General features: G+C 45.3%; 24 protein-coding genes and 1 pseudogene. 17 read left to right on the top strand and 8 right to left on the bottom strand.

Going from position 1 to position 25,885, the window contains the following annotated elements; all coding sequences use genetic code 11:
* Positions 1-14 precede the first annotated feature (14 nt).
* On the top strand, positions 15-740 hold the full coding sequence (locus KPL72_RS13370; RefSeq protein WP_219703259.1) for a 1-acylglycerol-3-phosphate O-acyltransferase: 726 nt from the start codon (positions 15-17) through the stop codon (positions 738-740).
* Here KPL72_RS13370 and KPL72_RS13365 read toward each other — a convergent pair.
* On the bottom strand, positions 737-2,113 hold the full coding sequence (locus KPL72_RS13365) for a DUF3482 domain-containing protein (protein WP_219703257.1): 1,377 nt from the start codon (positions 2,111-2,113) through the stop codon (positions 737-739). The genes KPL72_RS13370 and KPL72_RS13365 overlap by 4 nt on opposite strands.
* 3 nt (positions 2,114-2,116) lie before the next feature.
* Positions 2,117-3,442 (bottom strand): DUF2868 domain-containing protein, encoded by a 1,326-nt coding sequence (locus KPL72_RS13360; protein ID WP_219703255.1) that lies wholly within the window; start codon positions 3,440-3,442, stop codon positions 2,117-2,119.
* 276 nt (positions 3,443-3,718) lie between these two features.
* Here KPL72_RS13360 and KPL72_RS13355 point away from each other — a divergent pair, with 276 nt between their 5' ends.
* A complete protein-coding gene (locus KPL72_RS13355) occupies positions 3,719-5,332 on the top strand; it encodes a methyl-accepting chemotaxis protein (protein ID WP_219703253.1) in 1,614 nt (537 codons plus the stop codon).
* A gap of 77 nt (positions 5,333-5,409) precedes the next feature.
* Here the strand turns inward: KPL72_RS13355 and KPL72_RS13350 are convergent, their stop codons facing one another.
* Positions 5,410-5,871 carry an Lrp/AsnC family transcriptional regulator gene (locus tag KPL72_RS13350; RefSeq protein WP_219703252.1) on the bottom strand — a complete coding sequence of 154 codons (462 nt, stop codon included), beginning with the start codon at positions 5,869-5,871 and terminating at the stop codon, positions 5,410-5,412.
* Positions 5,872-6,007: 136 nt separating this feature from the next.
* Between KPL72_RS13350 and KPL72_RS13345 the strand changes: the two genes are divergently transcribed.
* From KPL72_RS13345 to KPL72_RS13330, 4 genes and pseudogenes are all read left to right on the top strand, one after another.
* Positions 6,008-6,964 (top strand): DMT family transporter, encoded by a 957-nt coding sequence (locus KPL72_RS13345; RefSeq protein WP_219703250.1) that lies wholly within the window; start codon positions 6,008-6,010, stop codon positions 6,962-6,964.
* A gap of 277 nt (positions 6,965-7,241) precedes the next feature.
* Positions 7,242-7,334: pseudogene (locus KPL72_RS21380) on the top strand (type II toxin-antitoxin system HicA family toxin); the annotation flags it as partial.
* Between the two features lie 32 nt (positions 7,335-7,366).
* The gene (locus KPL72_RS13335) at positions 7,367-7,771 is read left to right on the top strand and encodes a type II toxin-antitoxin system HicB family antitoxin (protein WP_219703249.1); all 405 of its coding nucleotides are present in this window, start codon (positions 7,367-7,369) and stop codon (positions 7,769-7,771) included.
* 20 nt (positions 7,772-7,791) lie between these two features.
* Positions 7,792-8,466 carry a hypothetical protein gene (locus KPL72_RS13330; protein WP_219703247.1) on the top strand — a complete coding sequence of 225 codons (675 nt, stop codon included), beginning with the start codon at positions 7,792-7,794 and terminating at the stop codon, positions 8,464-8,466.
* A gap of 63 nt (positions 8,467-8,529) precedes the next feature.
* Here KPL72_RS13330 and ettA read toward each other — a convergent pair whose 3' ends face one another.
* Both ettA and KPL72_RS13320 read right to left on the bottom strand, forming a co-directional pair.
* Positions 8,530-10,191: an energy-dependent translational throttle protein EttA gene (ettA, locus tag KPL72_RS13325; protein WP_219703245.1), complete on the bottom strand. Its 1,662-nt coding sequence runs from the start codon at positions 10,189-10,191 to the stop codon at positions 8,530-8,532.
* Positions 10,192-10,343: 152 nt separating this feature from the next.
* Positions 10,344-11,249 carry a DMT family transporter gene (locus KPL72_RS13320; RefSeq protein WP_219703244.1) on the bottom strand — a complete coding sequence of 302 codons (906 nt, stop codon included), beginning with the start codon at positions 11,247-11,249 and terminating at the stop codon, positions 10,344-10,346.
* A gap of 163 nt (positions 11,250-11,412) precedes the next feature.
* Between KPL72_RS13320 and nrdR the strand changes: the two genes are divergently transcribed.
* The 6 genes from nrdR (at position 11,413) to KPL72_RS13290 (ending at position 15,986) form a co-directional block, all read left to right on the top strand.
* Positions 11,413-11,904: a transcriptional regulator NrdR gene (nrdR, locus tag KPL72_RS13315; RefSeq protein ID WP_212916712.1), complete on the top strand. Its 492-nt coding sequence runs from the start codon at positions 11,413-11,415 to the stop codon at positions 11,902-11,904.
* Positions 11,901-13,055, top strand: coding sequence for a bifunctional diaminohydroxyphosphoribosylaminopyrimidine deaminase/5-amino-6-(5-phosphoribosylamino)uracil reductase RibD (gene ribD / locus KPL72_RS13310; protein ID WP_219703242.1), 1,155 nt, complete (start codon positions 11,901-11,903; stop codon positions 13,053-13,055). The genes nrdR and ribD overlap by 4 nt, the downstream gene beginning before the upstream one ends.
* Positions 13,056-13,332: 277 nt before the next feature.
* Positions 13,333-13,857, top strand: coding sequence for a transcription antitermination factor NusB (nusB, locus tag KPL72_RS13305; protein WP_219703241.1), 525 nt, complete (start codon positions 13,333-13,335; stop codon positions 13,855-13,857).
* Between the two features lie 216 nt (positions 13,858-14,073).
* Complete coding sequence (locus KPL72_RS13300) at positions 14,074-14,367, top strand: DUF6172 family protein (RefSeq protein WP_219703239.1); 294 nt, start codon at positions 14,074-14,076, stop codon at positions 14,365-14,367.
* A gap of 156 nt (positions 14,368-14,523) precedes the next feature.
* Positions 14,524-15,474, top strand: a complete 951-nt coding sequence (gene thiL, locus KPL72_RS13295) for a thiamine-phosphate kinase (protein ID WP_219703237.1) — start codon at positions 14,524-14,526, stop codon at positions 15,472-15,474.
* A gap of 29 nt (positions 15,475-15,503) precedes the next feature.
* On the top strand, positions 15,504-15,986 hold the full coding sequence (locus tag KPL72_RS13290) for a phosphatidylglycerophosphatase A family protein (protein WP_219703236.1): 483 nt from the start codon (positions 15,504-15,506) through the stop codon (positions 15,984-15,986).
* Between the two features lie 340 nt (positions 15,987-16,326).
* On the opposite strand, the gene hydA is transcribed toward KPL72_RS13290, so the two are convergent.
* From hydA to KPL72_RS13275, 3 genes are all read right to left on the bottom strand, one after another.
* The gene (gene hydA, locus KPL72_RS13285; RefSeq protein WP_219703234.1) at positions 16,327-17,769 is read right to left on the bottom strand and encodes a dihydropyrimidinase; all 1,443 of its coding nucleotides are present in this window, start codon (positions 17,767-17,769) and stop codon (positions 16,327-16,329) included.
* A 62-nt stretch (positions 17,770-17,831) separates the two neighbouring features.
* On the bottom strand, positions 17,832-19,316 hold the full coding sequence (locus KPL72_RS13280) for an NCS1 family nucleobase:cation symporter-1 (RefSeq protein WP_212916703.1): 1,485 nt from the start codon (positions 19,314-19,316) through the stop codon (positions 17,832-17,834).
* 83 nt (positions 19,317-19,399) lie between these two features.
* Positions 19,400-20,641: a Zn-dependent hydrolase gene (locus KPL72_RS13275; protein ID WP_219703232.1), complete on the bottom strand. Its 1,242-nt coding sequence runs from the start codon at positions 20,639-20,641 to the stop codon at positions 19,400-19,402.
* A gap of 217 nt (positions 20,642-20,858) precedes the next feature.
* Between KPL72_RS13275 and KPL72_RS13270 the strand changes: the two genes are divergently transcribed.
* The 5 genes from KPL72_RS13270 to cofC all read left to right on the top strand — a co-directional run bounded on the left by KPL72_RS13270 (position 20,859) and on the right by cofC (position 25,817).
* On the top strand, positions 20,859-21,536 hold the full coding sequence (locus tag KPL72_RS13270; RefSeq protein WP_249422249.1) for a TetR/AcrR family transcriptional regulator: 678 nt from the start codon (positions 20,859-20,861) through the stop codon (positions 21,534-21,536).
* 273 nt (positions 21,537-21,809) lie between these two features.
* Positions 21,810-22,940, top strand: a complete 1,131-nt coding sequence (gene cofG, locus KPL72_RS13265; protein WP_219703230.1) for a 7,8-didemethyl-8-hydroxy-5-deazariboflavin synthase CofG — start codon at positions 21,810-21,812, stop codon at positions 22,938-22,940.
* Positions 22,937-24,142, top strand: a complete 1,206-nt coding sequence (gene cofH, locus KPL72_RS13260) for a 5-amino-6-(D-ribitylamino)uracil--L-tyrosine 4-hydroxyphenyl transferase CofH (RefSeq protein ID WP_219703228.1) — start codon at positions 22,937-22,939, stop codon at positions 24,140-24,142. Before cofG ends, cofH begins: the two co-directional genes overlap by 4 nt.
* Positions 24,142-25,101, top strand: coding sequence for a 2-phospho-L-lactate transferase (gene cofD / locus KPL72_RS13255; protein ID WP_219703226.1), 960 nt, complete (start codon positions 24,142-24,144; stop codon positions 25,099-25,101). Before cofH ends, cofD begins: the two co-directional genes overlap by 1 nt.
* Positions 25,101-25,817: a 2-phospho-L-lactate guanylyltransferase gene (gene cofC / locus KPL72_RS13250; RefSeq protein ID WP_219703224.1), complete on the top strand. Its 717-nt coding sequence runs from the start codon at positions 25,101-25,103 to the stop codon at positions 25,815-25,817. Before cofD ends, cofC begins: the two co-directional genes overlap by 1 nt.
* The last annotated feature ends 68 nt before the right edge of the window (positions 25,818-25,885 follow it).

Raw genomic sequence — 25,885 nt, 5'->3', positions numbered from 1 at the left:
GAGGTTATTCCAATATGTTGCTTTTGATACGGATGGCATTGCTATTATTGTTGGTGGTAGGCGTAACACTATTAGGTATTGTGTTTTGTCTGCTTACCTTATGGTCTAAAAATCGCGTGTACTATTTAGGTCGAGTGTTTGCCCAAATTGGCCCTCTGTTTGGGTTATCGGTCGAAGGTCGAGTGGCCGAATCTGCAAAAAATATTCCCCAAGCTGTTTACGTTGCTAACCATCAAAATAATTTTGATTTGTTTACCTTGGCTGTCGTCGTTCCCAAAGGCGTGGTGACAGTAGGTAAAACCAGCTTACGTTGGATTCCTTTCTTTGGCGCTTTGTATTGGGCCAGTGGTAATTTTTTGATAAATCGAGAAAATCGTAAACAGGCGCTTGCCACCATAGATCAAATTGTCTTTAGCATGAAAAAAACTGGCTTATCTATTTGGATGTTTCCTGAGGGTACACGCAGTCGAGGGCGTGGTTGGTTACCCTTTAAACGTGGTGCTTTTCATGCTGCTGTACAAGCGGGTGTTCCTGTTGTCCCCGTTGTGTGCAGCAGTACGCATGGGCAAGTGGGTTTGAATCGCTGGGATAATGGCAAAGTCATTGTTGAAATGTTGCCGCCAATAGACACAACAGGGCTACATGAAAGTGATGTCATGAATCTGTTAGAGACTTGTGAAAAGCAGATGCATGAAACACAGTTGCGTTTGGATCAGGAACTTCTGAATCAACAAAACTAGCTTTGATTCTTATTAGAGCTTTTATCTGAGTTAAGGATTTTTTCTAGTACGGTTTGTAAGCCTTGTTTACTTGAGTGGGTATCTGGCAAACTTTGCTTTTCCCATTCTGGGTGTTGTTGAGCTTGTTTCCAATAAGGTTTAATTTGGTCAATCAGATCATCGTCTTGGGCTTGATTAGCAAGTTCGTAAGCTTGCTGAGAAGCATGACCACGCTGATGTAAATGGTGAATCACCGTTAAACCACGAAGACATAAAAGCGTTAACGTAGCTTTATCAAGACACAGATAATAGCGCTTGGTAAATTTGCTTTTTAGTGTGTCTTTGTAATGTTGGCCTGTTTTCCATGTGGCACCTAAAATAGCGCCAATTGTCGTCGCGGTGCCTAGTGTTAAACCTGCCGACATCACATCAATACCAGCGCCAATTGCCGCGCCAGTTAATGCGCTGGTACTGGTTTCTATTCCCCATTCTTTTAATGTATCGGCATCAAAAATATCTTGTTGCCAGCGATCATTTTTAATCGCCAGTGGTGTGGCTTTTAAGTCTTCTTCTTGAAACTCATAAAGGCGCAATAATCCGGCGATATAACGGCTTTCCAATGTTCGAATCTTACCTTCGAAAGCTGATGACTCGCTGACTGTTGGCGGGTAGTTTGAGCACTCAATGCGAGTACAAGCCGCTTTTAGTATTAATTCGGCTAATTGATTCGCCGCCATAGTAAGGCGTAATTGTGCGGCTTCTTCTCGTGATTCAATTAGGTGTTTGATGGCGTCATAATCTTCCGGCATCAGGCTTTGAATACTTTGATATAGACGTTTTTCATCCTCGAAATAAAAAGCCACCGTGTCGTATTTTATCACCGCATGCAAATGGCGTTCTGCTAAGACTTTACGCCAAGCTTCTAGATGAGCACTTGGCGACGCGCTAAAATTCAGGATAGGAATAATGGGTTTATTCGCGCTGGCCAATAACGCCAGTTCATCTAGATACTTGCCGAGAGGTGCCTGGCGAATATCAATCACGTATAAGATGATATCTGCCTTGGTTAATTGCTTAAGGATTTTCGCTTCTTGCTCAAACTCGTCTTGTGCAAAGTGGCTTTCACAAAATGGCTGTAACCAGTCTGCGCCTTGGTAAGATCGGAATGCTTCTGAATGGCGGATTTGCCAAAGGCCAATGGAATCTTCAAAACCGGGTGTGTCGGTTAAGGTGATAACGGATTGTTGGCCAATTTTGATTTTCACACTTTCAACGTGGCGAGTGGTTCCAGCTCTATCGCTTACTTCACCAAAGTCTTGCTTACGCAACAAGGTACGGATCAGCGAGGTTTTGCCTGTGTTTGCGTGGCCAACGACCAAGAGAGATATCGACACGGCTTAGTCCTTATGCTTGAGTTGGGTAGAGTAAATGTGCGCTTCTTTGGCTAGGCGTTGCCAATCTTCGATAAATTTAGCCTTGCCTTGCTCTGCAATGACCATGGTCAAAGTCGAGTACGCCTTGCTGGCTTGGGTGAAAAATCGTCGTGTGCCGCGATCTGGGCTTTGTTCAGCGTTGACTAAAATATAAATAGGCTCTTCCTTGGATGAGGCTAAAAATTGATCTTGTTCTTCTCGGCTGTTTAGTAGCGAGACAGAACGCGCAGTATTTAAATAATCAGGTTTAGCATGACTCCATTCAAATAAAGCCCAATGTTGAGAAAAGGCGCTGTTTGCAAGAGTATCATTATTTGTACCGTCCGAATTCATCGGCGAGCGAGAGGCTTTATGATGGTCTGCATCTAAGATATTGCGGCTCTGGCTTTCCTGTTGGCGATAACGATTCTGAATGATTTTTTCTTGCGTACTGAGAGGCTGAATAGATCGCTTAAAGTGGTACATCCCCAAACAGATGGCGGTAAAAATTAGCCTCGGCAGCACGCCGTATATAAAAATACTTGCGAGTAGAAAGTTCGCCCAATGCTGTCTGGTGGCAGCGGTTTGTGAAATAAGATCGACGCGACTGGCGAGAATGTCTAATTGGTTAGGAAGAGCAATACCAAACCACTGTGGAATAGCGCTGAGCGTTTGCGTCAGTTGAATAAAAGCATCGTCGCTTAATAGCGTGGTTTCCCAGACAAAGTTGACTTGATTGGTCAGTAGCAAAAGCAGAGTCATGGCCCAACCTGCCAATAAATAACAGCCCCATGCACCATGAGAAAGACTGCTGATTAACCATTTATTCGAATGAGCAGGGCATTGCCAATGGATGTAAGCCGCACTCACATCTGTGTTTATATGTGAGTGCTTACTTATCTTACGATTAAGAAAAATCAGCAGGTTTAACAATATACCTTTACTTTCTGTGTGTTGTTTCATGGTGGCTATCATGGTAACAAACCAAACGACAAAATTTAGCGCATGAAATCCCAGCAAGATAATGAACAACCAAAAAATATTCACCTGATTGGATTGGCCTGTCGCAAAAGCGGGTGGCACAGCCATAAAACCCAGCAACAAAGAAACGATCAGCAACCCTAAAATTCCACGATTAAAGTAACGCTTTAGCTGTGTAAACTGAGCTAGATAGCTGGTGGATTTAGGTGATGCTTCTAGTTCTTTTAGCGCACTAGTTAGGTCGCTTGCGTGAGTCGACAATCGAAACTCGGTATGCGTTTCTAACCAAGCTGCTAGGGCGAGTTTGGCTTTGAATGTTGGGAAAGTCATGTTATCGCGTTGCTCTTTTCATAGATTCGTATGCACCCATTGTCCTCTTTATTACTTTGTTTTACTTGATGTTATTGATAAAGGCAAAGGTCAGTCACCTATCTTTAATTAAGTCTAATGTTAATGTTGTTGAGCTATATCAACAGGATAGTATTTATAAGTTATTAAATGCAGTATAAATGTAGGTAATTGTTACATCGAATTGATTCATCGTACAAAACCACTCTACTATGAGTTATACATTAGACACGGTGATTTTTGTTAGGAGACAATATTATGCGTTTTAATTCCATCAGGGTGAAAAGCTCTTTACCCGTTCTTGTGATGAGTATTACCTTTATTGTGGCCTTAGCTTCAATGGTGTATATCGTTAATCAGTTAGGCGCTGCTCTTAATGCGCAAGCAGATTCTTACGGAAAAGCCTCTGCAGTTATTCTGAATGCGGACCGAGATCTTTATCAAGCTAAGCTTGCTGAGCAACGTATTGTGGTTGGTGTGGGCAAGCTTGATGACGAAGAAAAGGATCGTGTTGAAAATGCCCAACAAGTAAAAGATCGTTTTAATTTATTTCGTCAGTACTTATCCGCCGAACCTCAGATTTATAATTCACTGGGCGACTTTGATAAAGCCTTTACGACTTGGTTAAACTCTTCTAACGCCTTTGTTGCATTAGACAAAAATGCTTCAACTTTTACTGCCGCTGAGCAAAAAGCCAATGCAGACTTTAGCGCTTTAAGAGGTATCCTCGATAAAGCGGGCGAAGCGGTAAATAACCATGCAGAAATGTCTAAAAAAGCCATAATAGAAGAAGAAAAAGCGTTTGAAAAAGTTGCCATTGTTATTGTTGCGATAGGTTTGCTGATTGCCGTTTGGTTTAGTTATAAAACGCCTAAAACCTTGGCTCACCAAGTGCGTTATTTAGGACAGCGTATTCGTGAAATATCGGAAGGCGACGGCGATTTAACTCAACGTATCGAATTTTCTACTAAAGATGAATTGGGGGATCTTGCTAATGAATTTAACGATTTTGTCGGTCGCCTAAGAGTTATTATTGCTAATATTCATAAACAGTCTGATGCGTTGGGAGAAATGACAGGTCAGTTAAATAGCGTCGCAATGAAAACTTCTGGAATTACGACCGCATTAGCGAATGCCTCTGCCTCTATTGTTAGCGCTGGTCATGAAATGGACATGTCTAACCAACAAATGGCGACGGTAGCACGTGATACTGCAGAAGAAGCGAAGACTTCTAATAGTTTGACGCAAAATGGTATGACTGCAGTCAATAAATCACAGCACGCGATTACTGAACTGGTTTCTGATATAGAGTTGGCACTAGGCCGCTCTGATGAATTACAAAAGAGTTCTGAGAACATAGCCTCTGTCTTAGAAGTGATTCGCAACATTGCAGAACAAACCAACTTGCTAGCATTGAACGCCGCAATTGAAGCCGCGCGTGCTGGCGAGCAAGGTCGTGGTTTCGCAGTGGTCGCCGATGAGGTTCGTACCCTAGCAACGCGTACCCAAGACAGCACCAATGAAATTGAAGGCATGATTGAGCAACTTAAGATTAATGTGTCTGAGTCGTCTAAAGCGATACAGAACAGCCGTGATAACGCTGGGTTTACTGTGGAGAATTTTGACGAAGTAACCAAGGTGTTCAATAGTTTGCAGGAATCCTTTGCGAAGGTTCAAGAGATGGCAGCGCAAACGGCACAAGCAACAGAAGAGCAATCAATTGTTGCTAATGACATCAACCAAAACATGGTGTCGTTGAAAGACCAAACTGATTCTGTTCAGTCTGTATCGGATCTTATCCAACAGCAGTCCAAAGACATTACTAAGCTGTATAAAAACCTTGATCACCAAGTTGGAAGCTTTAAAGTTTAGGTCTACCGCGTAACGTAAACTAAAACCGTTTATCGAAAGATAAGCGGTTTTTTCATTTATAGTCTGAGGTAAGTCGATTAAGCCATTCTTTTTAATGGCAATGGCGCCGCCGTTTTGACCGAGCGAATAGCAAAATGGCTTTGAATGTCTTTTACATGAGGTAAGGACTGTAAGGCTTTTAGAATACGCTCATAGTCTGGTAAATCCATTGCCACCACCTCTAATCGATAATCCGCAATGCCAGACACAAGATGCGCGCTGATAATGTCTTCCATCTCTAAAATCGCCTTCTCAAACACAATATGTTTATCGCCAGCATGGCTCTTCAAACGCACTTCCACAAACACCGTCATGGAAAATCCGGCTTTTTGACGATCGATACGTGCGTGATAACCCTCGATCACACCAGTGTCTTCCAATTGCTTCACGCGACGTAAACAAGGCGAGGGCGATAGGTGAATCTCCTCCGCTAATGCGACGTTGGTCAGGCGTCCGTCTGATTGCAGATGAGAGAGAATATCTAGGTCTGTTTTATCCATATTGGCACACTTAGTAATTTATAGAATTGAATTGAGTGTTATATGCTAAAAAGTAGCCTTTCTTGAGGGTAAATAGCAAGGACATGCTCGCGGATGAGAGCAGATAATAAAGCTATCGATTTCCCGCGAGGTGGTTATGCCCCAAACAGTCACACAACACACATCATCAATATCCGCTCAAGAGCCGCCTAAATACAAACAATACGCTACAGGTTGGGGCTTTCGCCTTGGTCTATTGGCTGCTTTTGTGAGTATTTTGATTTGGGCATCTTGGCTGGTCAGTATGCGTGCCGGCATGACCAATACTTTGACGGCTTTCGATTTGGGCATCTTGCGATTTTCTCCGCCAGCATTATTACTGTTTCCTTTTTTATGGCGAGCCAGAGCACAAGTAAAAGCGGTTTCTCCCATACTTTTGTTAGGTATTGTTTGTGGCGCAGGCCTGCCATTTTTCTACCTCAGTGCCACAGGTTTGAAATACGCTCCTGCGTCTCATGCTGGCTTGTTAATTCTTGGTGCCTTTCCTTTCTTTGTTACCTTATTAGCCGTACTTTTCTATCAAGAAAAAGTCAGCCAAGCGCGCAAAATCGGCTTGAGCTTAGTTTGTATCGGCGTGATTGTTTTATTCAGCTTGTCACTACTAACCGCGCCAGAAAACACCTGGAAAGGTGATCTATTACTGCTAGCTGCGAGCTTCTTTTGGGCGGTGTATACCGTCAGTTTACGTATCGCAGGTTTGCCTCCATTGGTATCAACGGCATTGATGGGTTTAGTATCCTTGATCGCTCTCGCGTTTTTATGGGCAAGTGGGCTAGCTTCTAGCGGACTAGCTGATGCCTCTTGGGACATGTTGGCTGGACAAATTCTCGTGCAAAGCTTACTCGTCGGCCTCATGACGGGCTTTTCCTACGGTTATGCTATCCAAAAACTCGGTGCGGAAAACATGGCCGCCATCGGCGCCTTCACTCCAGTACTCGCCGCACTCATCGCTATTCCTGTACTAGGCGAACACCTAGAAGGCTACTCCATCGCCGGACTCATCTTCGTCAGCATCGGTGTCGTTATTGCTAGTGGGATTTTTAAGAAACGGTAGCCACACTAATTAGCAACCCCGAACCCCGCTTACCCATGGTAAGTGGGGTTTTGTTTTTTATACGTTCAGAAAGTAATAGCTATTTATTTAAAGGGTTATTGGGGTTATATAGAAAAGCAATTGGTTTTCAGGAGTTATCAGGGTTATTGTTAATTATCCTAGGGAAAGGAATGGCGAAAGGATTTATATGAAAAGCCGAGAGGTAATCCAAATGCTAGTCGAAGACGGATGGTATGAAGTTAGAGTGAAAGGCAGTCATGTGTAATTTAAGCATCCAGATAAAAGAAGCACAGTGACGGTTCCCCATCCGAAGAAAGACATACCGATTGGCACTTTCAACAACATAAAGAAACAAGCTCAGCTCAACTAAATTCATTAGTGGCTTTAGCAGAGGTACGAACTATGAAATACCCAATTGTATTACATACCGACAATGGCGTTAGTTACGGCGTGACTGTGCCAGATGTGCCTGGCTGTTTTTCAGCTGGCGATACATTTGATGAAGCACTTGAGATGGCGGAAGAAGCAATCTTTTCTCACCTTGAACTCTTATTCGAAGAGGGTGAAGACATTCCAACCGCCAGCCCAATCTCTGTCCATAAAGACAACCCAGACTACGCCGATGGCGTGTGGGCAGTGGTAAATGTTGATATCACACCCTTGTTGGGTAAAAGCGAAAAAATTAACGTGACATTACCGCATCTACTTATAACTAAGATCGACAAAATGGTCGCTGCAAATCCGAAATACAAATCGCGTTCTGGCTTTTTGGCTGAGGCGTCGAAGAGAGTTCTTAACTTATTCTAGTAGAAGTTGAAGGAATGATTTTGATAAATGAATCTAATGAGATAAAGCATCCAAGAGACTCTTGGGCCCGTGTGAACACTCAAACTAAAACGTATTTTGATATTGCTTTGCAAGAAGCTGCCCAGGGGATTGAGTGTAGACTGAAGGCTAAAGCAAGTACCGATCAGTTTGAGATAAGTGAATTTTCTTCGTTGGCATATCAGCATTCACTCAAAGCGATAGTTTTTTCTAGTATGTGTGTAGAAGCTGGGATAAATGATTACGCTGGAATTCAGTTAGGGGATAAGTACTGTGAAAAACATATTTATAGTATGGATGTGATCTCCAAGTGGGTGTTAGTGCCAAAATTAGTATGCGGAAATGAGATGGATAAATCAGGACCTGCTTTTAGAGCTTTGCAACAGCTAGTAAAAAGTAGAAATAAACTAGTTCATAGTAAATCAAGAGATATTGGAGTACCGTCTTTAGAGCTTGCTAAACGTCTAAAAAAAGCGGATTTGGATTTTGAAGAGGATTTTGAGAATTCTTATAAGGCTTTGTTTTTACTTTCAATGGAAATGGATTATGTGGTTGGGCAACAATATAATCCTATCCGAACACTAGATAGCACAGTCTCACCTTTCTTAAAAATCCCTGATAACCTAAAAGTAGAGCTAGGTAAATGCAAAAGCATTATGATTAATCGAATGAGATAAAAAAACCGCTTACCTTCCGATAAGCGGCTTTCCATTCAAACCAACCAATCCTACTAAATAGAATTAAGCATCAATACGTTTGTATTTGATACGAGTTGGTGTGGCTTCGTTGCCGGTACGAGCTTTGTAGTCAGCTTCGTATTCGGCATAGTTACCTTCGAAGAAGACGGCTTTAGAATCGCCTTCGTACGCTAGGATGTGTGTCGCGATACGGTCTAGGAACCAACGGTCATGGGAAATAACAATCGCGGCGCCTGGGAAGGCAAGTAGCGCGTCCTCCAGTGCACGTAAGGTTTCTACGTCAAGGTCGTTGGTCGGCTCATCCAGTAGCAATACGTTGCCGCCTTCTTTAAGCAATTTCGCAAGGTGCAAACGGTTACGCTCACCACCAGACAAATGCTTAACCAATTTTTGTTGATCAGACCCTTTGAAGTTAAAGCGACCGATGTAAGCACGAGACACAACTTTGTAATTGTTTACCGTGATCATGTCTTGGCCATCAGCGATTTCTTCGAAAACGGTTTTGTCGCCGTCAAGTTCACGCATTTGATCGACGTAAGCCAGCTGTACGGTTTCGCCTATTGTGACGGTACCGGTATCCGGTTTTTCAGTGCCAGCGATCATTTTGAACAGAGTCGATTTACCTGCACCGTTACCACCAACCACACCGACGATGGCGCCTTGCGGTACCACCATGTTGAAGTCTTCTAGTAGCATCTTGTGTTCGAAGCTTTTGCTAACGCCTTCGATTTCGATGACTTTGTTGCCAAGACGTGGCCCTGGTGGAATGTACAATTCGTTGGTTTCGTTACGATCTTGGAACTCTTGCGAGTTCATTTCTTCGAATCGAGCCAAACGGGCTTTGGATTTAGACTGACGACCTTTGGCGTTTTGGCGAACCCACTCAAGCTCAGACTTAATGGCTTTTTGGTGAGAGGCTTGTTGCTTCGCTTCAGTTTGTAGTCGAGCGTCTTTTTGCTCCAACCAAGAAGAGTAGTTGCCTTCGTATGGAATACCGTGGCCACGGTCAAGTTCCAGAATCCAGCCAGCGGCGTTATCTAGGAAGTAACGGTCGTGGGTAATTGCCACAACAGTGCCCGGATAATCTTTTAGGAAGCGTTCTAGCCAAGCAACGGATTCGGCATCCAAGTGGTTGGTTGGCTCGTCCAGAAGGATCATGTCCGGCTTGTTAAGCAATAGACGACATAGGGCAACACGGCGACGCTCACCACCAGAAAGGTGTTCTACTTTCGCATCCCAATGAGGAAGACGTAACGCATCAGCCGCCACTTCAAGGGCACGCTCTAGGTTGTGGCCTTCTTTCGCTTCGATCAAGGCTTCAAGCTGGCCTTGTTCTTTTGCTAGGGCATCAAAGTCAGCGTCTGGTTCTGCGTATTCTGCGTAAACTGCATCCAAACGAGCCATGGCTTCAATCACGTCAGCGAAGGCTTCTTCAACAATGCCGCGCACGTTCTTTTCTGGATCAAGGTGAGGTTCTTGCTCCAAGTAGCCGATTTTGATGCCTGGCATTGGACGAGCTTCGCCATTATGCTCGGTATCAACGCCCGCCATAATGCGAAGTAGAGTCGATTTACCAGAACCGTTAAGACCCAATACACCGATTTTAGCGCCAGGGAAGAATGAAAGAGAAATGTCTTTAAGAATCTCGCGTTTTGGGGGAACAACTTTCCCAACGCGGTTCATGCTGTATACAAACTGAGCCATAAAGAGTCAACTTATCCTATGATTGGAGATCCATGCACTATTAATGTCGTGCATAAACTTCGTTAAAACGCTCCACGGAGTTGCCAAAAGAACTCTAGCAAGTCGATGGAGAGCCAAATGCAATTAGTGGGGTAAGGATAGCACAATCAAGGCTATTTCAGAATAATCAAAGCCGCACCAGCCACAACGAAAATAGCCCCTATCCAAGCGCCAAAGGCAGGTCGTTGACCTGTGGTAATCCACAAACCCGGTAAAATTAGCACGGGAACAACGGCTGATAGCGTAGTGACAATACCCACGTTAGCGTTGCCGACGCCCCAAACTAGGACGCTCATGCCGATAACCATACCAATGGTGGCGAGGGTAGCGATGCCCATGAAATCAACACGAGTTAGTTGAGCAAAGGGAATCGCGTCAGCAGGTTGTTTGTGTCGATAAAACAAACCATATGCCAGAACCAGAGCGAGAGCGCCAGTTCCAACGCGTAATGCAGACACCGCAATTGGGTCAGCACCATCAAGCAAAGCAGGTTTGCTAAGTAGAGCACCACTGGCTTGACCAAGCGCTGCACCGAGTGCGAGTAAAATTCCCATGCTCAATTTGCCTTTAGTTTGTTCCCAAGCATGAAGGCTGTTTCTGCGACCAAACAATATGGCAATCACCACGCCAATTAATACTAAGCCGCAGGCAAATAGCTGACTAAAAGAAAGGTTTTCCCCTAAAAATAGCCAACCTAACAGAATCGACATAGGCGCATTGGTGGCGAAAAGCACCCCTGTGCGTCGAGGGCCAAGGCGATGCACTGCGGTAAACAGCATGGTGTCGCCAATAAAAATTCCCAACAAACCAGACAGCATGACTATCTCGGCATGTTGCCACAAGGTTGAATTGAAGCGCTGGGTGATTAAGCAAATTGCCAAAAGAATGGAGCTGGCAATAACAATACGAAAGGTATTAAAGCGCATGGTGCCAAAACGTTGAATTAAGTTTGGCGCCATCAGGCTCGAAATAGTCCAACACAAGGCAGCAACCAAGCCCGATAATTCTGCGAACGGCATATAAATCCTTATAAATTCATTCATTCTTTAATGCAGAAGAATGATAAAAGCGCACACAGTAGCTCGGTAGCTATATTATGGCGGGGTTGGTATGATTTCACCCATCACACGATGGCCTAATTTTCAGGCATTCTTACACCAAATTAGCGATATTGGAAGCACCATGCGATGCCCTTTTTGTGGAACTCAAGATACTAAAGTAGTGGATTCTCGATTGGTTTCTGAAGGCGCACAAGTTCGCCGCCGTCGTACCTGTAGCCATTGCCAAGAGCGCTTCACCACCTTTGAAGTGGCCGAATTACAAATGCCTAAGCTGATCAAAAGCGATGGAAGTCGAGAAGTGTTTGACGAGGACAAGTTGCGCAATGGCATTATCAAAGCTATTGAAAAACGTCCCGTTAGCATTGAAGCAGTAGAAACTGCGATCACTCGAATCAAAGAAAAAATGCAAGCCACTGGTGAGCGAGAATTACCCTCTCGTTGGACTGGCGAAGCCGTGATGGAAGAATTGCAGCGTCTTGATCAAGTGGCCTACGTTCGCTTTGCTTCCGTTTATCGAAGCTTTAAAGATATTAGCGAATTTCGCGAAGCGATTGACCGCCTAGAAAGCCATAAGACGGCTGCCCCAGAATCGAAAAAAGAAGACGAAGCATGACAGCATATAATCACGAATACTGGATGGCGAAAGCCATTCAACTAGCGAAAAAAGGCCGCTATACCACTCATCCAAACCCACGCGTTGGTTGTGTGTTGGTTAAAGATCAGCAAATCATTGGCCAAGGTTTTCATGTCAAAGCCGGAGAAGGTCACGCCGAAGTCAATGCCTTGGCGGATGCAAAACAAGACGCGGTTGGGGCAACGGCTTACGTCACCTTGGAACCTTGCAGCCACCAAGGTAAAACACCGCCTTGTGCTGATGCCTTGATTAAAGCTGGCGTCGCGCGTGTTGTATACGGCATGCAAGATCCGAATCCTGAAGTGTCTGGTAATGGCTTGGCGAAAATCAAAAAAGCCGGCATTGAAATCATCGGTCCTGTTTTGGAAGCGGATTGCGAAGCGCTCAATCCCGGTTTTATCAAACGTATGCGCGAAGGACTTCCTTACGTGCGAGTGAAACTTGCCATGAGCATGGATGGCCGCACGGCAATGGAATCTGGCGAAAGCCAATGGATTACCGATTCAGCGGCGCGTCTTGATGTACAGCGTTTACGCGCGCAAAGCGATGCCATTGTCACTGGTATTGGCTCGGTATTGGCTGATAACCCAAGCATGACGGTTCGCATCGACAACGATGACCAAGAAGCAGATCCAAAGAGCGTACGTCAGCCGATTCGTGTGGTAATGGACACGGCTTTGTCGATTCTTCCAGAAGCCAAAATCCTTTATCCGGCAAATCAAGCTTGGGTATTTTCTGTAGAAGAAGAGGTTGAAGCAGAGCATTTAGAAGTGCTGACGAAAAAAGGCGTGACGGTGCGTTTTGCGCCGCGTGGCGAAGATGGTCGACTCGACTTGCTGGACGCAATGGAACAACTTGCCGATGCAGGCATTAACGAAGTTTTATTAGAAGCTGGCGCAGAATTGGCTGGTGGTTTTTTAGAAGCGGGTCTGATCGACGAAATCGTGGTTTACATGGCACCGAAACTATTGGGTTCCAGTGCCCGTCCATTATTTAAATTGCCTTTAGAGGCGATGGACGAAGCGGTTGATCTGACACTTAAATCGGTTCGCCAAGTTGGACAAGATGTGCGTTTGGTCTATATACCAAAATACCTCGATGAAGATTTTGAAGGCGATTTTGACGAATAGCCAAAAGCTGAGTCATTGCTTTTTCAGGCTTTTTTTAAGAAAAGCCTGAAAATCGTTTTTTCTTGCTGATATTTCGCCAACTTTGCCGAGAAACCTAGAATAAATGTTGCTATAATCGCCGCCCAAGACAACCCGTATATTCGTACCTTTGGTCGATATGACTCAGTTGCTGTCTAAAGGCAGTAGCTAATATAGCTCTTTAACAACCAAGGGTACTTTCAAACAGACCAAAGCGTCAGCCCATAAGGCGACGTAGTCTGGACAATTGAGGCAAAAAATGAGCGAAGTGGAAACAGCAAACGACCAAACTCCAGCACCAAAACGTAAAGAGAAAAAACCTTCACGTTCGCAATTGCGCAGTGCTTCTCGTCGTTTGGCATTACAAGCGGTCTATCAGTGGCAGATGAACCAATCTGCCGTGAGCGAGATCGAAACTCAATTCGTTATAGACCAAGACCGTGATATGGATTCTTGCGATAAAGTCTACTTCCGCGAATTGCTACAAGGTGTAACAGCCAGCGCGAAAAAACTGGACGCTTTGTTTGAAGAATTACTAGATCGTCCATTAAGCGAACTAGACCCAATTGAATTGGCCGTTATGCGTATCGGTGCATTTGAATTGTCTCAACGTTTAGACGTGCCATACCGTGTCGCGATCAACGAAAGTGTAGAGCTAGCAAAAGGCTTCGGCGCGACGGAAAGTCACAAATACGTAAACGGCATTCTAGACAAGCTTGCACAACGCGTGCGCCGCGAAGAAATCGCCGCTCGCCGAGAAGCGAATAAAGAGTCCAATAAGTAATAGAACCTATTACTAAAAGATACCTAAGAGCCCCGTTATTACTTGTTAATAGCGGGGCTTTTTTATGTCTTCATGTTCAGCCTTGGCTAAAGCCAACAAATAACGATTTGTTTCGAAACATTGTTCTTATTGATGGCTGGTTTATTCTGAACCCGCTATCATAGGCGGTATCAAGGTGGTTGTTACGCTGCCTTACTCAATACTTTTAGGATCATAATGAAAAAGAACTTTGTTTTATCTCACCCCAAAAAATCATACCAGCGTCTTATTGAAGAAGCGAAAAACGAAGTTAAGCAGTACATCAAAGCAGAGCGTAATAAAGCCTTGCCAGATGGCGCGGATTTTTGGGGATTTAACTGCAAATTTGGTCAAACCGCTGACAAGGCGCGTGCGATTCACGAAGGCGATATCAATACCAATATTAGCTCGGCACAAAGCCAGCATTGGAAATCTTTTTATCTAGAAGTGATTCCAACACCAAAGCAGCGCGCAAAACGCTCAGAAGATTAAGCGCGAATTTGGCGTTAAAAAGTACAATTAAAACAGGGCAGATTACCTAGCGTAATCTGCCCTGTTTTGCTTCTGACATCGGCGGTTTAATACGGTATGCTTTGCCAGTGTTTTCGGTGCTGTATGTGAGGTCCGAAATAATAGAAGGGTAGTCTGTTGAAAGAATTCGAGTTGATACAAAACATCTTTCAAGCGTCTGTGATGGCAAGTACACAGGGGCGGGGAGATCTTTTGTTGGGCATTGGTGATGATTGTGCTCAGGTGCAAGTGCCGCAAGGTCAGAGTCTGGTGTTTTCCATGGACACCTTGGTCGAAGGGCGACATTTTCCTTTCGATGCGGACCCTGTTGATATCGGTTATCGCGCGGTGGCAAGCTGTGTGAGCGATTTAGCGGCAATGGGCGCAAAACCAGCGTTTTTTACCTTGGGACTGACTATTCCAGAATCTGATCCGCAATGGTTAGCAGGTTTGGCACAAGGCATGGCGGAACTGGCCGAGCCAATAGGCTTGGCCTTGGTTGGCGGCGATACCACCAAAGGCCCGTTGACCATTACGCTGCAAGTGCATGGTTATGTAGAGCCAGACATGGCGGTAAAGCGTAGCGGGGCAAAGGTCGGTGATGATATTTATGTCACAGGTTTGCTAGGCGATGCCGCGGCCGCGGTGCCGATTGTTACGGGCGAGTTGCAAGTATCCAGTGAGCGCTTTGATTATTTTTATGATCGTTTTTGGCGTCCGCAGCCTAGGCTGATTGCAGGTATGGCGCTGAAGCGAGTGGTTCATTCCATGATGGATATTTCCGATGGCCTTGCTCAAGATATCCAGCATATACTTAAAGCGTCTGGCGTCGGGGCAAATATCGACGCGAGTCGTGTGCCGATTTCCGCTGAGTTAAGTCGTTGGCAGCCAGAATCTGCGCTGGCGTTGGCGCTAACCGGTGGTGATGATTACGAGTTATGTTTTACTGCATCAAAAGCTCAAGCCGCTGAGATAGCGCTAATCACGCAAACCCTAAGCTTGCCTTGTACCAAGGTGGGGGAAGTTGTCGACAATGGTTTTGTGATCCAAAACTATGATGGCGAAGTAACAGGTTGGCAACATTTCTAATTTTTTATTTAACGAGTAGGTAAAGCTTCATGGCAAATTCTGCCCCAGCGTCGGTATGGCGTAATCCGATACATTTTTTGGCGTTTGGTCTTGGCTCTGGTGCCGCGCCAAAAGCGCCGGGAACCTTTGGAACATTGGCTGCGGTGCCTTTGTTTATTTGGTTCCTGCAAGATTTAAGCACGATGGCGTATCTTGCTGTGCTGGTGGTGACGTCACTGGTCGGGATTTATCTTTGTGGTAAAACATCGAAAGACATGGGCGTACATGACCATGCTGGTATCGTCTGGGACGAATTCGTTGGTTTCTGGATCACCATGTGGCTGGCGCCTGCGGGTTGGTTTTATATCGTGCTGGGCTTTGTGTTGTTTCGCCTATTCGATATCTTGAAACCTTGGCCAATCTCTTGGGTCGATAAAAACGTCCACGGCGGCTTCGGTATCATGCTGGACGATATACTGGCCGGCATTATGTCTTTTGTCGTCCTACAAGCTTTGGTGGAATTCGTTTTGTAGGACTGATGAGGGAGGTACGACCGTGATCAGGCGTGTGACGTTATTTTGCTTTTGTAGGTCGCGGCTTTAGCCCGACAAGACGTGATTTGTCGTAATGCGTTTTTTGTCGGTATATTTTTGTTTAGGATAAATAGCGACTTACAAGATCGGTGGAAGTTGTTTTTCGACCTTTTTCCAAGGGGAAGGCTAGGATGGGGTTCAGCTCTTGAACTACACTCATAACCCCCTCCCAACCTCCCCCTTCAAGACACAAGGGGGAGGAGCAGACCTGAATTGTCACTGTCCCTTCCCCTTATCACTTCCAAGGGGAAGGTTAGGATGGGGTTGTTTTTGCTTATCTTTAACGCACAACGGCTTTGGGTTGATTTAACTCTTTGCGCTTTCTTAATGATTCGTAGAAAGGCGCGTAAGCTGGACGATCTATATATTTTCCATCGCCAGATTCGACCATCAGTACATTGTCATGCCAAGCGAGTTTGCCATTACAAATAGTGGTTTCTGGCACACCGTGGATTTCCATGCCTTCAAAAATACTGTGTTCGATTTTCGAGTGATGCGTTTTTGCGGAAATCGTTTTAGTCGCGGCAGGGTTCCAAATCACCAAATCGGCGTCAGCGCCGACACGAATACAGCCTTTGTTTGGATACATGTTGAAGATTTTGGCGGTGTTGGTCGAGGTTAAGGCGACAAATTCATTCATGGTGATCTTGCCTTCGTTTACGCCTTTTTCCCATAGCACCATCATGCGTTCTTCCACGCCTGCTGTGCCATTAGGAATTTGCGTGAAGTTGTTTTTGCCCATGGCTTTTTGTTCGGCACAAAAGGCACAATGATCGGTAGCAGTAGTTTGTAAGGTACCGCCTTGCACACCTTTCCATAACGCATCTTGGTGATGTTTGGGTCTAAACGGAGGGCTCATAACATGAGCCGCAGCTGTGGCCCAATCTGTATTTTGATACACACTTTCGTCAACCGTGAGATGACCTGCTAATACTTCGCCAAATACGGTTTGGCCGTGGTCTTTGGCGTAGCGAATGGCATCGACGGCTTCTTCTGTGGATACATGGACAAGATAAATTGGCGCGCCAAGCGTATTGGCAATGCTAATCGCTCTGTTAGCTGCTTCGCCTTCTACAGAAGAGGGGCGCGACAGTGGATGGGCTTCTGGTCCCGTCATGCCTTCAGCCATGAGTTTGTTTTGTAAGTGATAAACCAATTCACCATTTTCTGCGTGAACGGTTGGGATAGCACCGAGCTCTAGACACTTGGTGAAGCTAGCCACCAGAATATCATCGGTTGCCATGATGGCATTTTTATAAGCCATGAAATGTTTGAAGCTGTTTACCCCATGGTCTTTTACCAGTATTTTCATTTCTTCCGCTACTGTGTCATCCCACCAAGTAATGGCGACATGAAAGGTGTAGTTAGAATGAGCTTTTTTCGCCCAGTCGCGCCATTGGTGGTAGGCATCTAATAACGACTGCTGAGGGTTGGGAATCACAAAATCGATAATAGTCGTTGTGCCACCCGCTAGAGCCGCAATAGTACCAGAGGCAAAGTCATCTTTTGCTACGGTTCCCATGAAAGGCAATTGCATGTGAGTATGTGGATCGATACCGCCTGGCATGATGAGTTTGCCTGTGGCATCAATGGTTTCAACGTCTTTTGGCAACACGCTGATGTCGCCAATCTCGACGATTTTATTGTCCTTGCAAAGAATATCGGCTTTGAAGGTTTCTTCGTGGGTGACGATCGTCCCACCTTTAATAAATAGACTACTCATGTGTCGTCCTTTTCTAGTTGTAAAGTATACGCGGCACCAAGCAGTGCCGCGGTGAAAATGATTTAGGATTGCAGCGCGTCGGTTTGAGTCGCAGAAGCCGTTTGCATATTGGCAAGTACGAAGTAAACGATGGCACCAGTGAAAGCACCAGTGAACCAGCCGTAGCTATAGAACCAACCAAGAGCCGGCATATTTAGCGCGATTAAGGTAATGACAACCGGCACAGCAAAGGCGATTAGTCCCGCATTGTTAAACGCTGGATAAAGGCTATTTGGTGTATAAAGTGCGACCAAATCTAAATGCTGACGTTTGATTAAGAAGTAATCGACAATCATGATGCCAGCAATCGGACCAAGTAGACTTGAATAACCCAGTAGCCAGTTTGAGTACATGCCTTCTACGCTGACATCCGATTCCAACAAACCTAATTTTTTGAGTAGTTCCCAACCCATTAGCAGAATACCAATCAAGCCGGTGAGCAAAGCACCACGAGTATGATTAATCAGTTTTGGCGCAATGTTTTGGAAATCGTTGGTTGGAGAAACCACGTTGGCTGCAGTATTCGTTGAAAGCGTGGCAATGACGATCAAGATCATCGCAACAGCAACCCAAAATGGGCTATCGATTTTGCCAATCAAAGAAATCGGATCAGATATGGTTTCACCAACCAGTGTCGTAGAAGCTGCCGTTAGCACCACGCCTAAGGCTGCAAAGAAGAACATGGTGATAGGCAAACCAACGATTTGACCAATAACCTGATCTTTTTGCGATTTTGCATAACGGCTAAAATCGGGAATGTTCAATGATAAGGTCGCCCAGAAACCAACCATAGCCGTTAGACCACCAAGGAAGTAGCCCATAAAGCCAGCGTCTGCAGGACGACTTGCTGGTGTTGCAAGCAGCTCAGTAAAAGATACCTTGTCGCTCGCCCAAAACATCAGTCCAATGGCAACGATTAATAACAAGGGTGCAGATAAAGTTTCCATCCATTTGATAGATTCTGCGCCACGGATTACCACGTACATGTTTAGCGCCCAGAAAATGAAGAAGCCGATCACTTCGCCGACGCCACCCAGGCTTGCCCAACCATCGGATACGGCAGACAAGAACAAATGAATCGCCAAACCGCCAAACATAGTTTGAATACCAAACCAGCCACAGGCCACCAGAGCACGAATCAAGCAAGGGATGTTTGATCCAATCATGCCGAATGATGAACGCAATAACACAGGGAAAGGAATACCGAACTTGGTGCCAGGGTAGGCGTTTAGAGTTAGCGGAACCAGCAAAATGATGTTGGCGATAAGAATAGTAAATAAGGCTTCCATCACCGACAAGCCGAAGTAGGCGGTCAACACTCCACCCAAAGTATAAGTCGGCACACAAATAGACATACCGACCCATAACGCGGCGATATTCCACTTGCTCCAAGTACGATCTTTTACTTTGGTTGGCGCTAAATCGTCGTTATACGCTGAACTTTGTTGGAGGTCGCTATCAACCTCCAACTCATAAAACTCACCTTGTTTAACAGACTTGCTGGTCATTTTTGCCACCTCTTCTATTTTTCAATTATTTATTGGTTTCATTCAATGGTTCTTTGTTTTCTTCATTTATTTATCATCATGAGTTATTGATGTTCTTTAGCTATGCGTTCGCTGGCTTCGAGCATGGCGTGTAGCAGCACATTGGCTCCGGCGGCGCATTCTTCGGGCGAGCTGTATTCCGCTTCGTTGTGACTGATACCGTTTAAACAAGGCGTAAAAATCATTCCAGTTGGTACTAAATCCGCCATGTAACAGGCGTCGTGACCCGCACCAGCATAGATGTCCATGTGGCTATAACCGAGTTTTTCCGTAGCGGCTTTTACATCGTCGGAAGCGTTGAACTCCACTGGAGCGAAATACCAAAAAGGATCGACGTTAACTTCCACACCATGATCGAGAGCGATTTCTTTGCAAAACGCCAATAGCTCTTCGTGCATGGTGAGCAATACATCAGGTTTAGGGTTACGAAGGTCGGCGCTGAATTTCACATTGCCCGGAATCGTATTGCGTGAATTTGGCCAGACTTGCATAAAACCCACCGTGCCCAAGCCATTTTCATGGCGAAGTGCGATGGCATTCATTTCGGTAACAATGGCAGCAGCCGTTAACATCGCATCTTTGCGAAGGTGCATTGGCGTGGTGCCAGAATGAGAAGGGCGACCCACTACCTCAATGTTGTACCAGCGAATACCTTGGCCTAGTCGGACGATGCCGATGGCTTTTTCTTCGTCTTCAAGAATCGGCCCTTGTTCTATGTGCGCTTCGAAAAATGCGCCCATGTGCCGGCTGCCCAGTTCCATCTCGCCCAAGTAACCAATACGTTCTAGTTCGTCACCGAGACGAATACCATTGACGTCGGTTTTGTTTAATTCGGTTTCCAGATCGAAGCGACCGACGTAAGTTCCTGAGCCTTGCATAGCGGGTTGGAAGCGCGAGCCCTCTTCGTTGGTCCAAACGGAGAATTCCATTGCGGTGGGTGTTTCAATGTTGTTTTCATGAAGTGTGCGTAATACTTCAACGCCAGAAAGAACGCCGAAGACACCGTCGAACTTGCCACCAGTAGGTTGAGTATCAAGGTGGCTACCTGTTCCAACAGCGGGTAAATCATTGTTTGTGCCTGAGCGACGAGCAAAGATATTGCCGATTTTATCGACTTCAACGCTACAGCCGCAGGCTTCACACCAAGAAACAAAAAGGTCGCGGGCTTGCTTGTCTAAGTCTGTTCCTGCAAGACGGTTACAACCGCCTTTTTCTGTACCGCCAATGTCGCCCATTTCCATTAAGGTGTCCCAAAGGCGTTGCTCGTTGATACGAAGGTCTTGCATTACTAGCTCCTACTTCTGCTTCCAATACCTTTACCAAAAGGTAAAAAATGTCGATAAAAAAACATCAACAACTTGTCTTTTAGGTCAGCAATAAGTAGGCCAAGTTTTAATCAAGTTTGCTGAGAAAGGCTCGTTAGAGTCATCTGACTGTGCTATTTTAAAACCTGTAAAAAAGATAATGTTTAATAAAAACAGCGTCTTATAAGATTAAAAAAGAATGTACTTTTTATTTAAGGCGGATTGGATTTTGGTTGAGAAGAAAGCGAAACGCACAAAGCAATCAATTAATAGAGAAGAATTAGAGTCACGTATATTACGTTCTGCCGAAGTGTTATTTGCAGAAAAAGGTTACAGCGGATCTTCTATGGAAGCGATTGCGGTAACGGCAAATATTTCTAAGCAAAATCTTATTTATTACTTTCCAAACAAAGAGTTACTCTACAAACGTGTGTTAAAAGAGATGCTCGATATATGGATAGAAAAGCTGTCTTTTCTAGAAACTCAAGGTGACACACCTGAGGCAGTTATTCGTCGTTATGTGCGCGAAAAAATGCAGCTTTCACGCATGTATCCGAATGGTTCTAAGGTTTTTGCTCATGAGATTATCAGTGGCGCACCTGTCTTAAAAGAGTACCTAATTAGCCACTTAAAACCTCAGTTTGATCGAGATGTTATGTTGGTTAAGTCATGGATAAATAAAGGATTAGTCGACGATATAGATCCAGAACATCTGTTTTTTACTATTTGGGCCGCGACACAAACCTATGCGGATTTCTCGGTGCAAATGGAAGTGCTATTAGGCAAGCATCGTTTAGATGAAGATGATTTTGAACGAGCGGAATTAGCGGTGACCGACTTTGTTGTGCGCGCTCTTGGTGCCAAAAAAAATAATTAAAAATAATTTCATCGAATTTTCCTGCTGATATTTTCATAACTGGCGTTTTTTATGACCAATTGAATTGTGTAAAAAAAACGCCAATTTTCATCATCTTAACCTTTTGGTTAACTTATTACTTAACTAAACTTTAGACCGCTAGCCCTTTATTAGTGCGTGTTTTGCACTAATAAAAACAATTTACTCTGCGCAAAATGATTGCTATTAATTTTTATACCAAATGGTAAAAAAGTTAATTTAACCTCATCAAATCACTAATAGCGTGGAGTGAATATGATCTCTGATTCTGAAGCCATATCTTATGAGTTTGCTACTGGGCCAGACTTGTACGCACTCTGCCAAGAAGCCGCTAAAGCGCGTGATAACGCTTGGGGCAAACAGCTTACTTATTCAAAAAAAGTCTTTATACCTTTGACTAATATGTGTCGTGATAGCTGCGGTTATTGCACTTTTGTGCAATCGCCAGATTCGCCTCACGCTAACTATATGACACCGGAGCAAGTGTTAAAAACCGCACGAGAAGGCGCGGCATTAGATTGCAAAGAAGCTTTGTTCAGTTTGGGCGAGCGCCCAGAAGAGCGTCATCAGAAAGCTCGCGACATGTTGGTTAATTTAGGTTACGACAGTACCTTAGATTATCTGCATGACCAATGCGAAAGTGTCTTAACTCACACAAGCTTACTACCTCACGTGAATGCGGGTGCTTTGTCATTCGACGAACTGAAACGCCTAAAACCCGTCGCCGCAAGCATGGGAATGATGCTTGAAAATGTGTCCAATAATTTACTCAAGAAAGGCCAAGCTCATTATGCTTGCCCAGACAAAACGCCAAAACGTCGACTCGACACCATAGAGCAAGCGGGTCGACTTGATATCGCCTTCACTACGGGAATCCTTATTGGCATTGGTGAAAGCTGGACAGACCGAGTAAACAGCCTTATCGCCATTCGTGATCGCCATCTTGCCTATGGGCACATCCAAGAAGTCATTATTCAGAACTTTCGCGCCAAAGCAGGCACGGCAATGGCCAATTACCAAGAACCCAATCTAGACGACATGAAGCGCACCATCGCCGTTGCGCGCTTGATCTTGCCCGATGACATCAGCATACAAGCACCGCCAAATTTGGAAGTCGAATACGGCAGTTACATCAATGCGGGCATCAACGATTGGGGCGGTATTTCGCCTTTGACCAAAGACTTCATTAACCCAGAACGAGCATGGCCGCAGATCAGTAGCGTGGCACAAGCTTGTGAAGGTTTGGGTTATTCGCTGGCAGAACGTCTGACTATTTATGACCGCTTTCAGCATCAGGACAATAAATATCTAACACCTAATTTAACGCAACGAGTCGCGTCGCTGGTTAGCCGTGCTGCTCAAGTGAGTGGAGGAGTTATCGCATGAACCTATTTCCTTTAACGTCAAACAATGCCCAAGTGAGCGAATCTGTTCGAACAATTTTGGATAAGTCTTTATTGGGCGAAGAGCTGAGTGTCGAAGACGCTTGTGTGCTATTTGCTACGCAAGGTGCAGAAGCCCAAGCTGTATTAGACACCGCCGACAAAGTACGTGAAAAGCGCGTCGGCAATGTCGGAACTTTTGTGATTACGCGCAATATCAACTTTACCAATGTGTGTTACATGGGCTGCCGATTTTGCAATTTCGCCAAAGAGAAAGGCGACAAAGAAGCGGAGTTTTTAACCGTTGAGCAAGTCGCAGATCGAGCGGAAGAAGCATGGGCGCGCGGTGCGACAGAAGTTTGTATTCAAGGCGGATTGCATCCAGAAATTGGCGCAGATTATTACCGAAACCTCATTATCGCCGTGAAAAAACGTGTGCCAGAAATTCATATTCACGCCTTTTCGCCATTTGAAATTTGGTATGGCTGCAAAAAAGGTCGCCTTGAGCCAGAAGTCTTTCTGACCGAGTTAAAAAATCTTGGTTTGGGGTCTATGCCGGGCACAGCGGCAGAGATTTTAGATACCGAAGTACGTAAACAATTGACCAAAAATAAACTCACTACAGAAGAGTGGGTGCGCATTATCAAAGCCGCCCATTCTGTTGGCGTACCGACGACTTCTACCATCATGTACGGTCATGTTGATCAGCCAATTCATTGGGCAAATCACCTCAAATTATTACGCGATATTCAAAAAGAAACCGGCGGATTCACCGAGTTTGTTCCCTTAGGTTTTATCCATTACGAAACCCGTTTGTACAACGACAACCCAGACAAGGTTCGTCCTGGCCCAACCCAAGACGAGCATTTTAAAATGCACGCCATTGCTCGCCTGATGCTGCAAGGTCATATCGATAATATTCAAGCCTCATGGGTAAAAATGGGCCCAGATGTGGCCGCTAGAATGCTGCGCTCAGGCGCTAATGATTTGGGCGGCACCTTGATGAACGAAAGTATTTCCCGCGCGGCAGGAGCGACGCATGGTCAAGAAGTGTTCCCAGAAGACATGGTCGCCAATATCCAAGCGGCGGGTCTGCATGCGGTGCAGCGCAGTACCAAATATGAAGTGGTAAAGGACTATTTAGTTGAAGGGAATGGTGCCAGCTCAGCATTAACGAACCGCATTGCGATTCAGGGAGTGGCGTAATGACAGGTTTAAATATCACCTTGTTGGCTGGCGGGGTTGGTGGTGCCAAAGCCGCAGAAGGTTTGGCAAAAAGCCAATACGCCAGCTCGACCAAGATCATTGGCAACATTGCTGACGACGATGAATTTCACGGTCTTTGGGTCTCGCCAGATATCGATACGCTGATTTATTCCTTAGGCGATCAGATCGACCGCCAGCAAGGTTGGGGACGTAAAAACGAAACGCACCAAGTACTCACCGAGCTAAAAGCCTTAGGGCAAGACACTTGGATGACCCTGGGGGATTTGGATCTCGCCACGCATATTTACCGAACGAATTTAAAGCACCAAGGCGTCAGCGCCAGTGAAATAACAGAACGCTTGGCAAAACGTCATGGCGTTAGCGTGCCGATTTTGTTGCCGACCAACGATGTAGTGCAAACCCGAGTGAAGACGCCACAGGGTTGGTTGTCTTTCCAAGAGTTTTTTGTACGCGAGCATTGTCAGTCCGACGTACTGGATATTGAATATCAAGGTATCGCTGATGCCAAACCGACTCTTGAAGCCTTAGAGCAAATTGCTAACAGTGACCTGATTGTCATCGCGCCGAGCAATCCTATCGTTAGTATTGGTGCCATTCTCGCTGTGCCGGAAATTCAGCAAGCGGTGGAAAAAAGCGGCGCCTATATTATTGCTGTTTCGCCACTAATTGGCGGAAAAACGGTAAAAGGCCCTGCGGATAAAATGCTCGAAAGTGCAGGGAAAAGCATCGATTCAAAAGGCATCTATGACTGTTATAGCTCCTTTTTGCATGGCATGGTGATTGACAATGTGGATCAGCAAGACGCCACTTGGTTGCAAGGGCAAGGTTTGGATGTGTTGGTCACGCCAATCCTAATGAAAACCTCTGAGGAGAAAACGGCGTTACTCACTCAAGTGGTCGAGTTCGCCTTGTCTTATAAAAAGCAGAGGGCGGCCTAATGAAACATCATTCTGCAACGTATTCGCCAAGCATTTATCACTTAATCGATAAGCTGTGCGTGGTGATTCCGATGAAAGCGCCTAAACGTTCCAAACAAAGATTGGTTGGTAGCTTGTCGGATGCAGCTCGTGAAAGTTTGTCCCTGACACTGTTTGAAAACACCTTGGCATTTTTTCAGCGCCATTTCCCCATGCTAGACGTGTTGGTGGTGAGTGAATCCCTTGAAGTACTGAGTATTGCTCAATCTTATGAAGCCAACACCTTATTTGATGATGGAGAGAAAGGTCTAAACGGCGCGTTAGATTTTGCCTGCGATTGGGTGAAGCAATCTGGATACGATAGCCAACTTATCGTCCCTAGCGATATTGCGGCGTTGGACCCAGAGGAAATTATCGCATTGATGAAGGCGGCTCATGATGCGCCAGTGGTGATTGCCGTTGCCAAGGATGGCGGCACCAATGCGTTATTAACATCACCACCTGATGCGATTCACTTTGAATATGGCTGCGATTCGGCCTCTGCCCATAAAGCCAATGCAATGAATAATCGACTGGTTTGTCGCAGCCTGCATCTTGCCAATCTCGCGTTGGATATTGATCACAGCGAAGACCTGCAAGTAGCGGTGATTCGTCAACCTGAACGCTTCAAAGCATGGCGCGACAGTGGACCGCTATTCATAAATAAATCGCACATTAAGGAGCGTCACTATGCCTGATTCTATGAGCATGTTTCGTCTGATGGGCTTACCGAACTTTCGGGAAGGTGATGATTTAGCGCAAAAAA

This window comes from Marinomonas lutimaris (genome assembly GCF_019426345.1).
Taxonomy (GTDB): Bacteria; Pseudomonadota; Gammaproteobacteria; order Pseudomonadales; family Marinomonadaceae; genus Marinomonas; species Marinomonas lutimaris.
The sequence above is the reverse complement of the archived record's forward strand: the minus strand, read 5'-3'. Positions and strand labels throughout refer to the sequence as shown.

What these genes read in the sequence shown, in the direction of transcription:
- KPL72_RS13370 (WP_219703259.1), top strand. Translation starts at nt 15, where the DNA reads ATGTTGCTTTTGATACGGATGGCATTGCTATTATTGTTGGTGGTAGGC.
- KPL72_RS13360 (WP_219703255.1), bottom strand. Translation starts at nt 3,442, where the DNA reads ATGACTTTCCCAACATTCAAAGCCAAACTCGCCCTAGCAGCTTGGTTA.
- KPL72_RS13355 (WP_219703253.1), top strand. Translation starts at nt 3,719, where the DNA reads ATGCGTTTTAATTCCATCAGGGTGAAAAGCTCTTTACCCGTTCTTGTG.
- KPL72_RS13350 (WP_219703252.1), bottom strand. Translation starts at nt 5,871, where the DNA reads ATGGATAAAACAGACCTAGATATTCTCTCTCATCTGCAATCAGACGGA.
- KPL72_RS13345 (WP_219703250.1), top strand. Translation starts at nt 6,008, where the DNA reads ATGCCCCAAACAGTCACACAACACACATCATCAATATCCGCTCAAGAG.
- KPL72_RS13335 (WP_219703249.1), top strand. Translation starts at nt 7,367, where the DNA reads ATGAAATACCCAATTGTATTACATACCGACAATGGCGTTAGTTACGGC.
- ettA (WP_219703245.1), bottom strand. Translation starts at nt 10,191, where the DNA reads ATGGCTCAGTTTGTATACAGCATGAACCGCGTTGGGAAAGTTGTTCCC.
- KPL72_RS13320 (WP_219703244.1), bottom strand. Translation starts at nt 11,249, where the DNA reads ATGCCGTTCGCAGAATTATCGGGCTTGGTTGCTGCCTTGTGTTGGACT.
- nrdR (WP_212916712.1), top strand. Translation starts at nt 11,413, where the DNA reads ATGCGATGCCCTTTTTGTGGAACTCAAGATACTAAAGTAGTGGATTCT.
- ribD (WP_219703242.1), top strand. Translation starts at nt 11,901, where the DNA reads ATGACAGCATATAATCACGAATACTGGATGGCGAAAGCCATTCAACTA.
- nusB (WP_219703241.1), top strand. Translation starts at nt 13,333, where the DNA reads ATGAGCGAAGTGGAAACAGCAAACGACCAAACTCCAGCACCAAAACGT.
- KPL72_RS13300 (WP_219703239.1), top strand. Translation starts at nt 14,074, where the DNA reads ATGAAAAAGAACTTTGTTTTATCTCACCCCAAAAAATCATACCAGCGT.
- KPL72_RS13290 (WP_219703236.1), top strand. Translation starts at nt 15,504, where the DNA reads ATGGCAAATTCTGCCCCAGCGTCGGTATGGCGTAATCCGATACATTTT.
- hydA (WP_219703234.1), bottom strand. Translation starts at nt 17,769, where the DNA reads ATGAGTAGTCTATTTATTAAAGGTGGGACGATCGTCACCCACGAAGAA.
- KPL72_RS13280 (WP_212916703.1), bottom strand. Translation starts at nt 19,316, where the DNA reads ATGACCAGCAAGTCTGTTAAACAAGGTGAGTTTTATGAGTTGGAGGTT.
- KPL72_RS13275 (WP_219703232.1), bottom strand. Translation starts at nt 20,641, where the DNA reads ATGCAAGACCTTCGTATCAACGAGCAACGCCTTTGGGACACCTTAATG.
- KPL72_RS13270 (WP_249422249.1), top strand. Translation starts at nt 20,859, where the DNA reads ATGTACTTTTTATTTAAGGCGGATTGGATTTTGGTTGAGAAGAAAGCG.
- cofG (WP_219703230.1), top strand. Translation starts at nt 21,810, where the DNA reads ATGATCTCTGATTCTGAAGCCATATCTTATGAGTTTGCTACTGGGCCA.
- cofH (WP_219703228.1), top strand. Translation starts at nt 22,937, where the DNA reads ATGAACCTATTTCCTTTAACGTCAAACAATGCCCAAGTGAGCGAATCT.
- cofD (WP_219703226.1), top strand. Translation starts at nt 24,142, where the DNA reads ATGACAGGTTTAAATATCACCTTGTTGGCTGGCGGGGTTGGTGGTGCC.
- cofC (WP_219703224.1), top strand. Translation starts at nt 25,101, where the DNA reads ATGAAACATCATTCTGCAACGTATTCGCCAAGCATTTATCACTTAATC.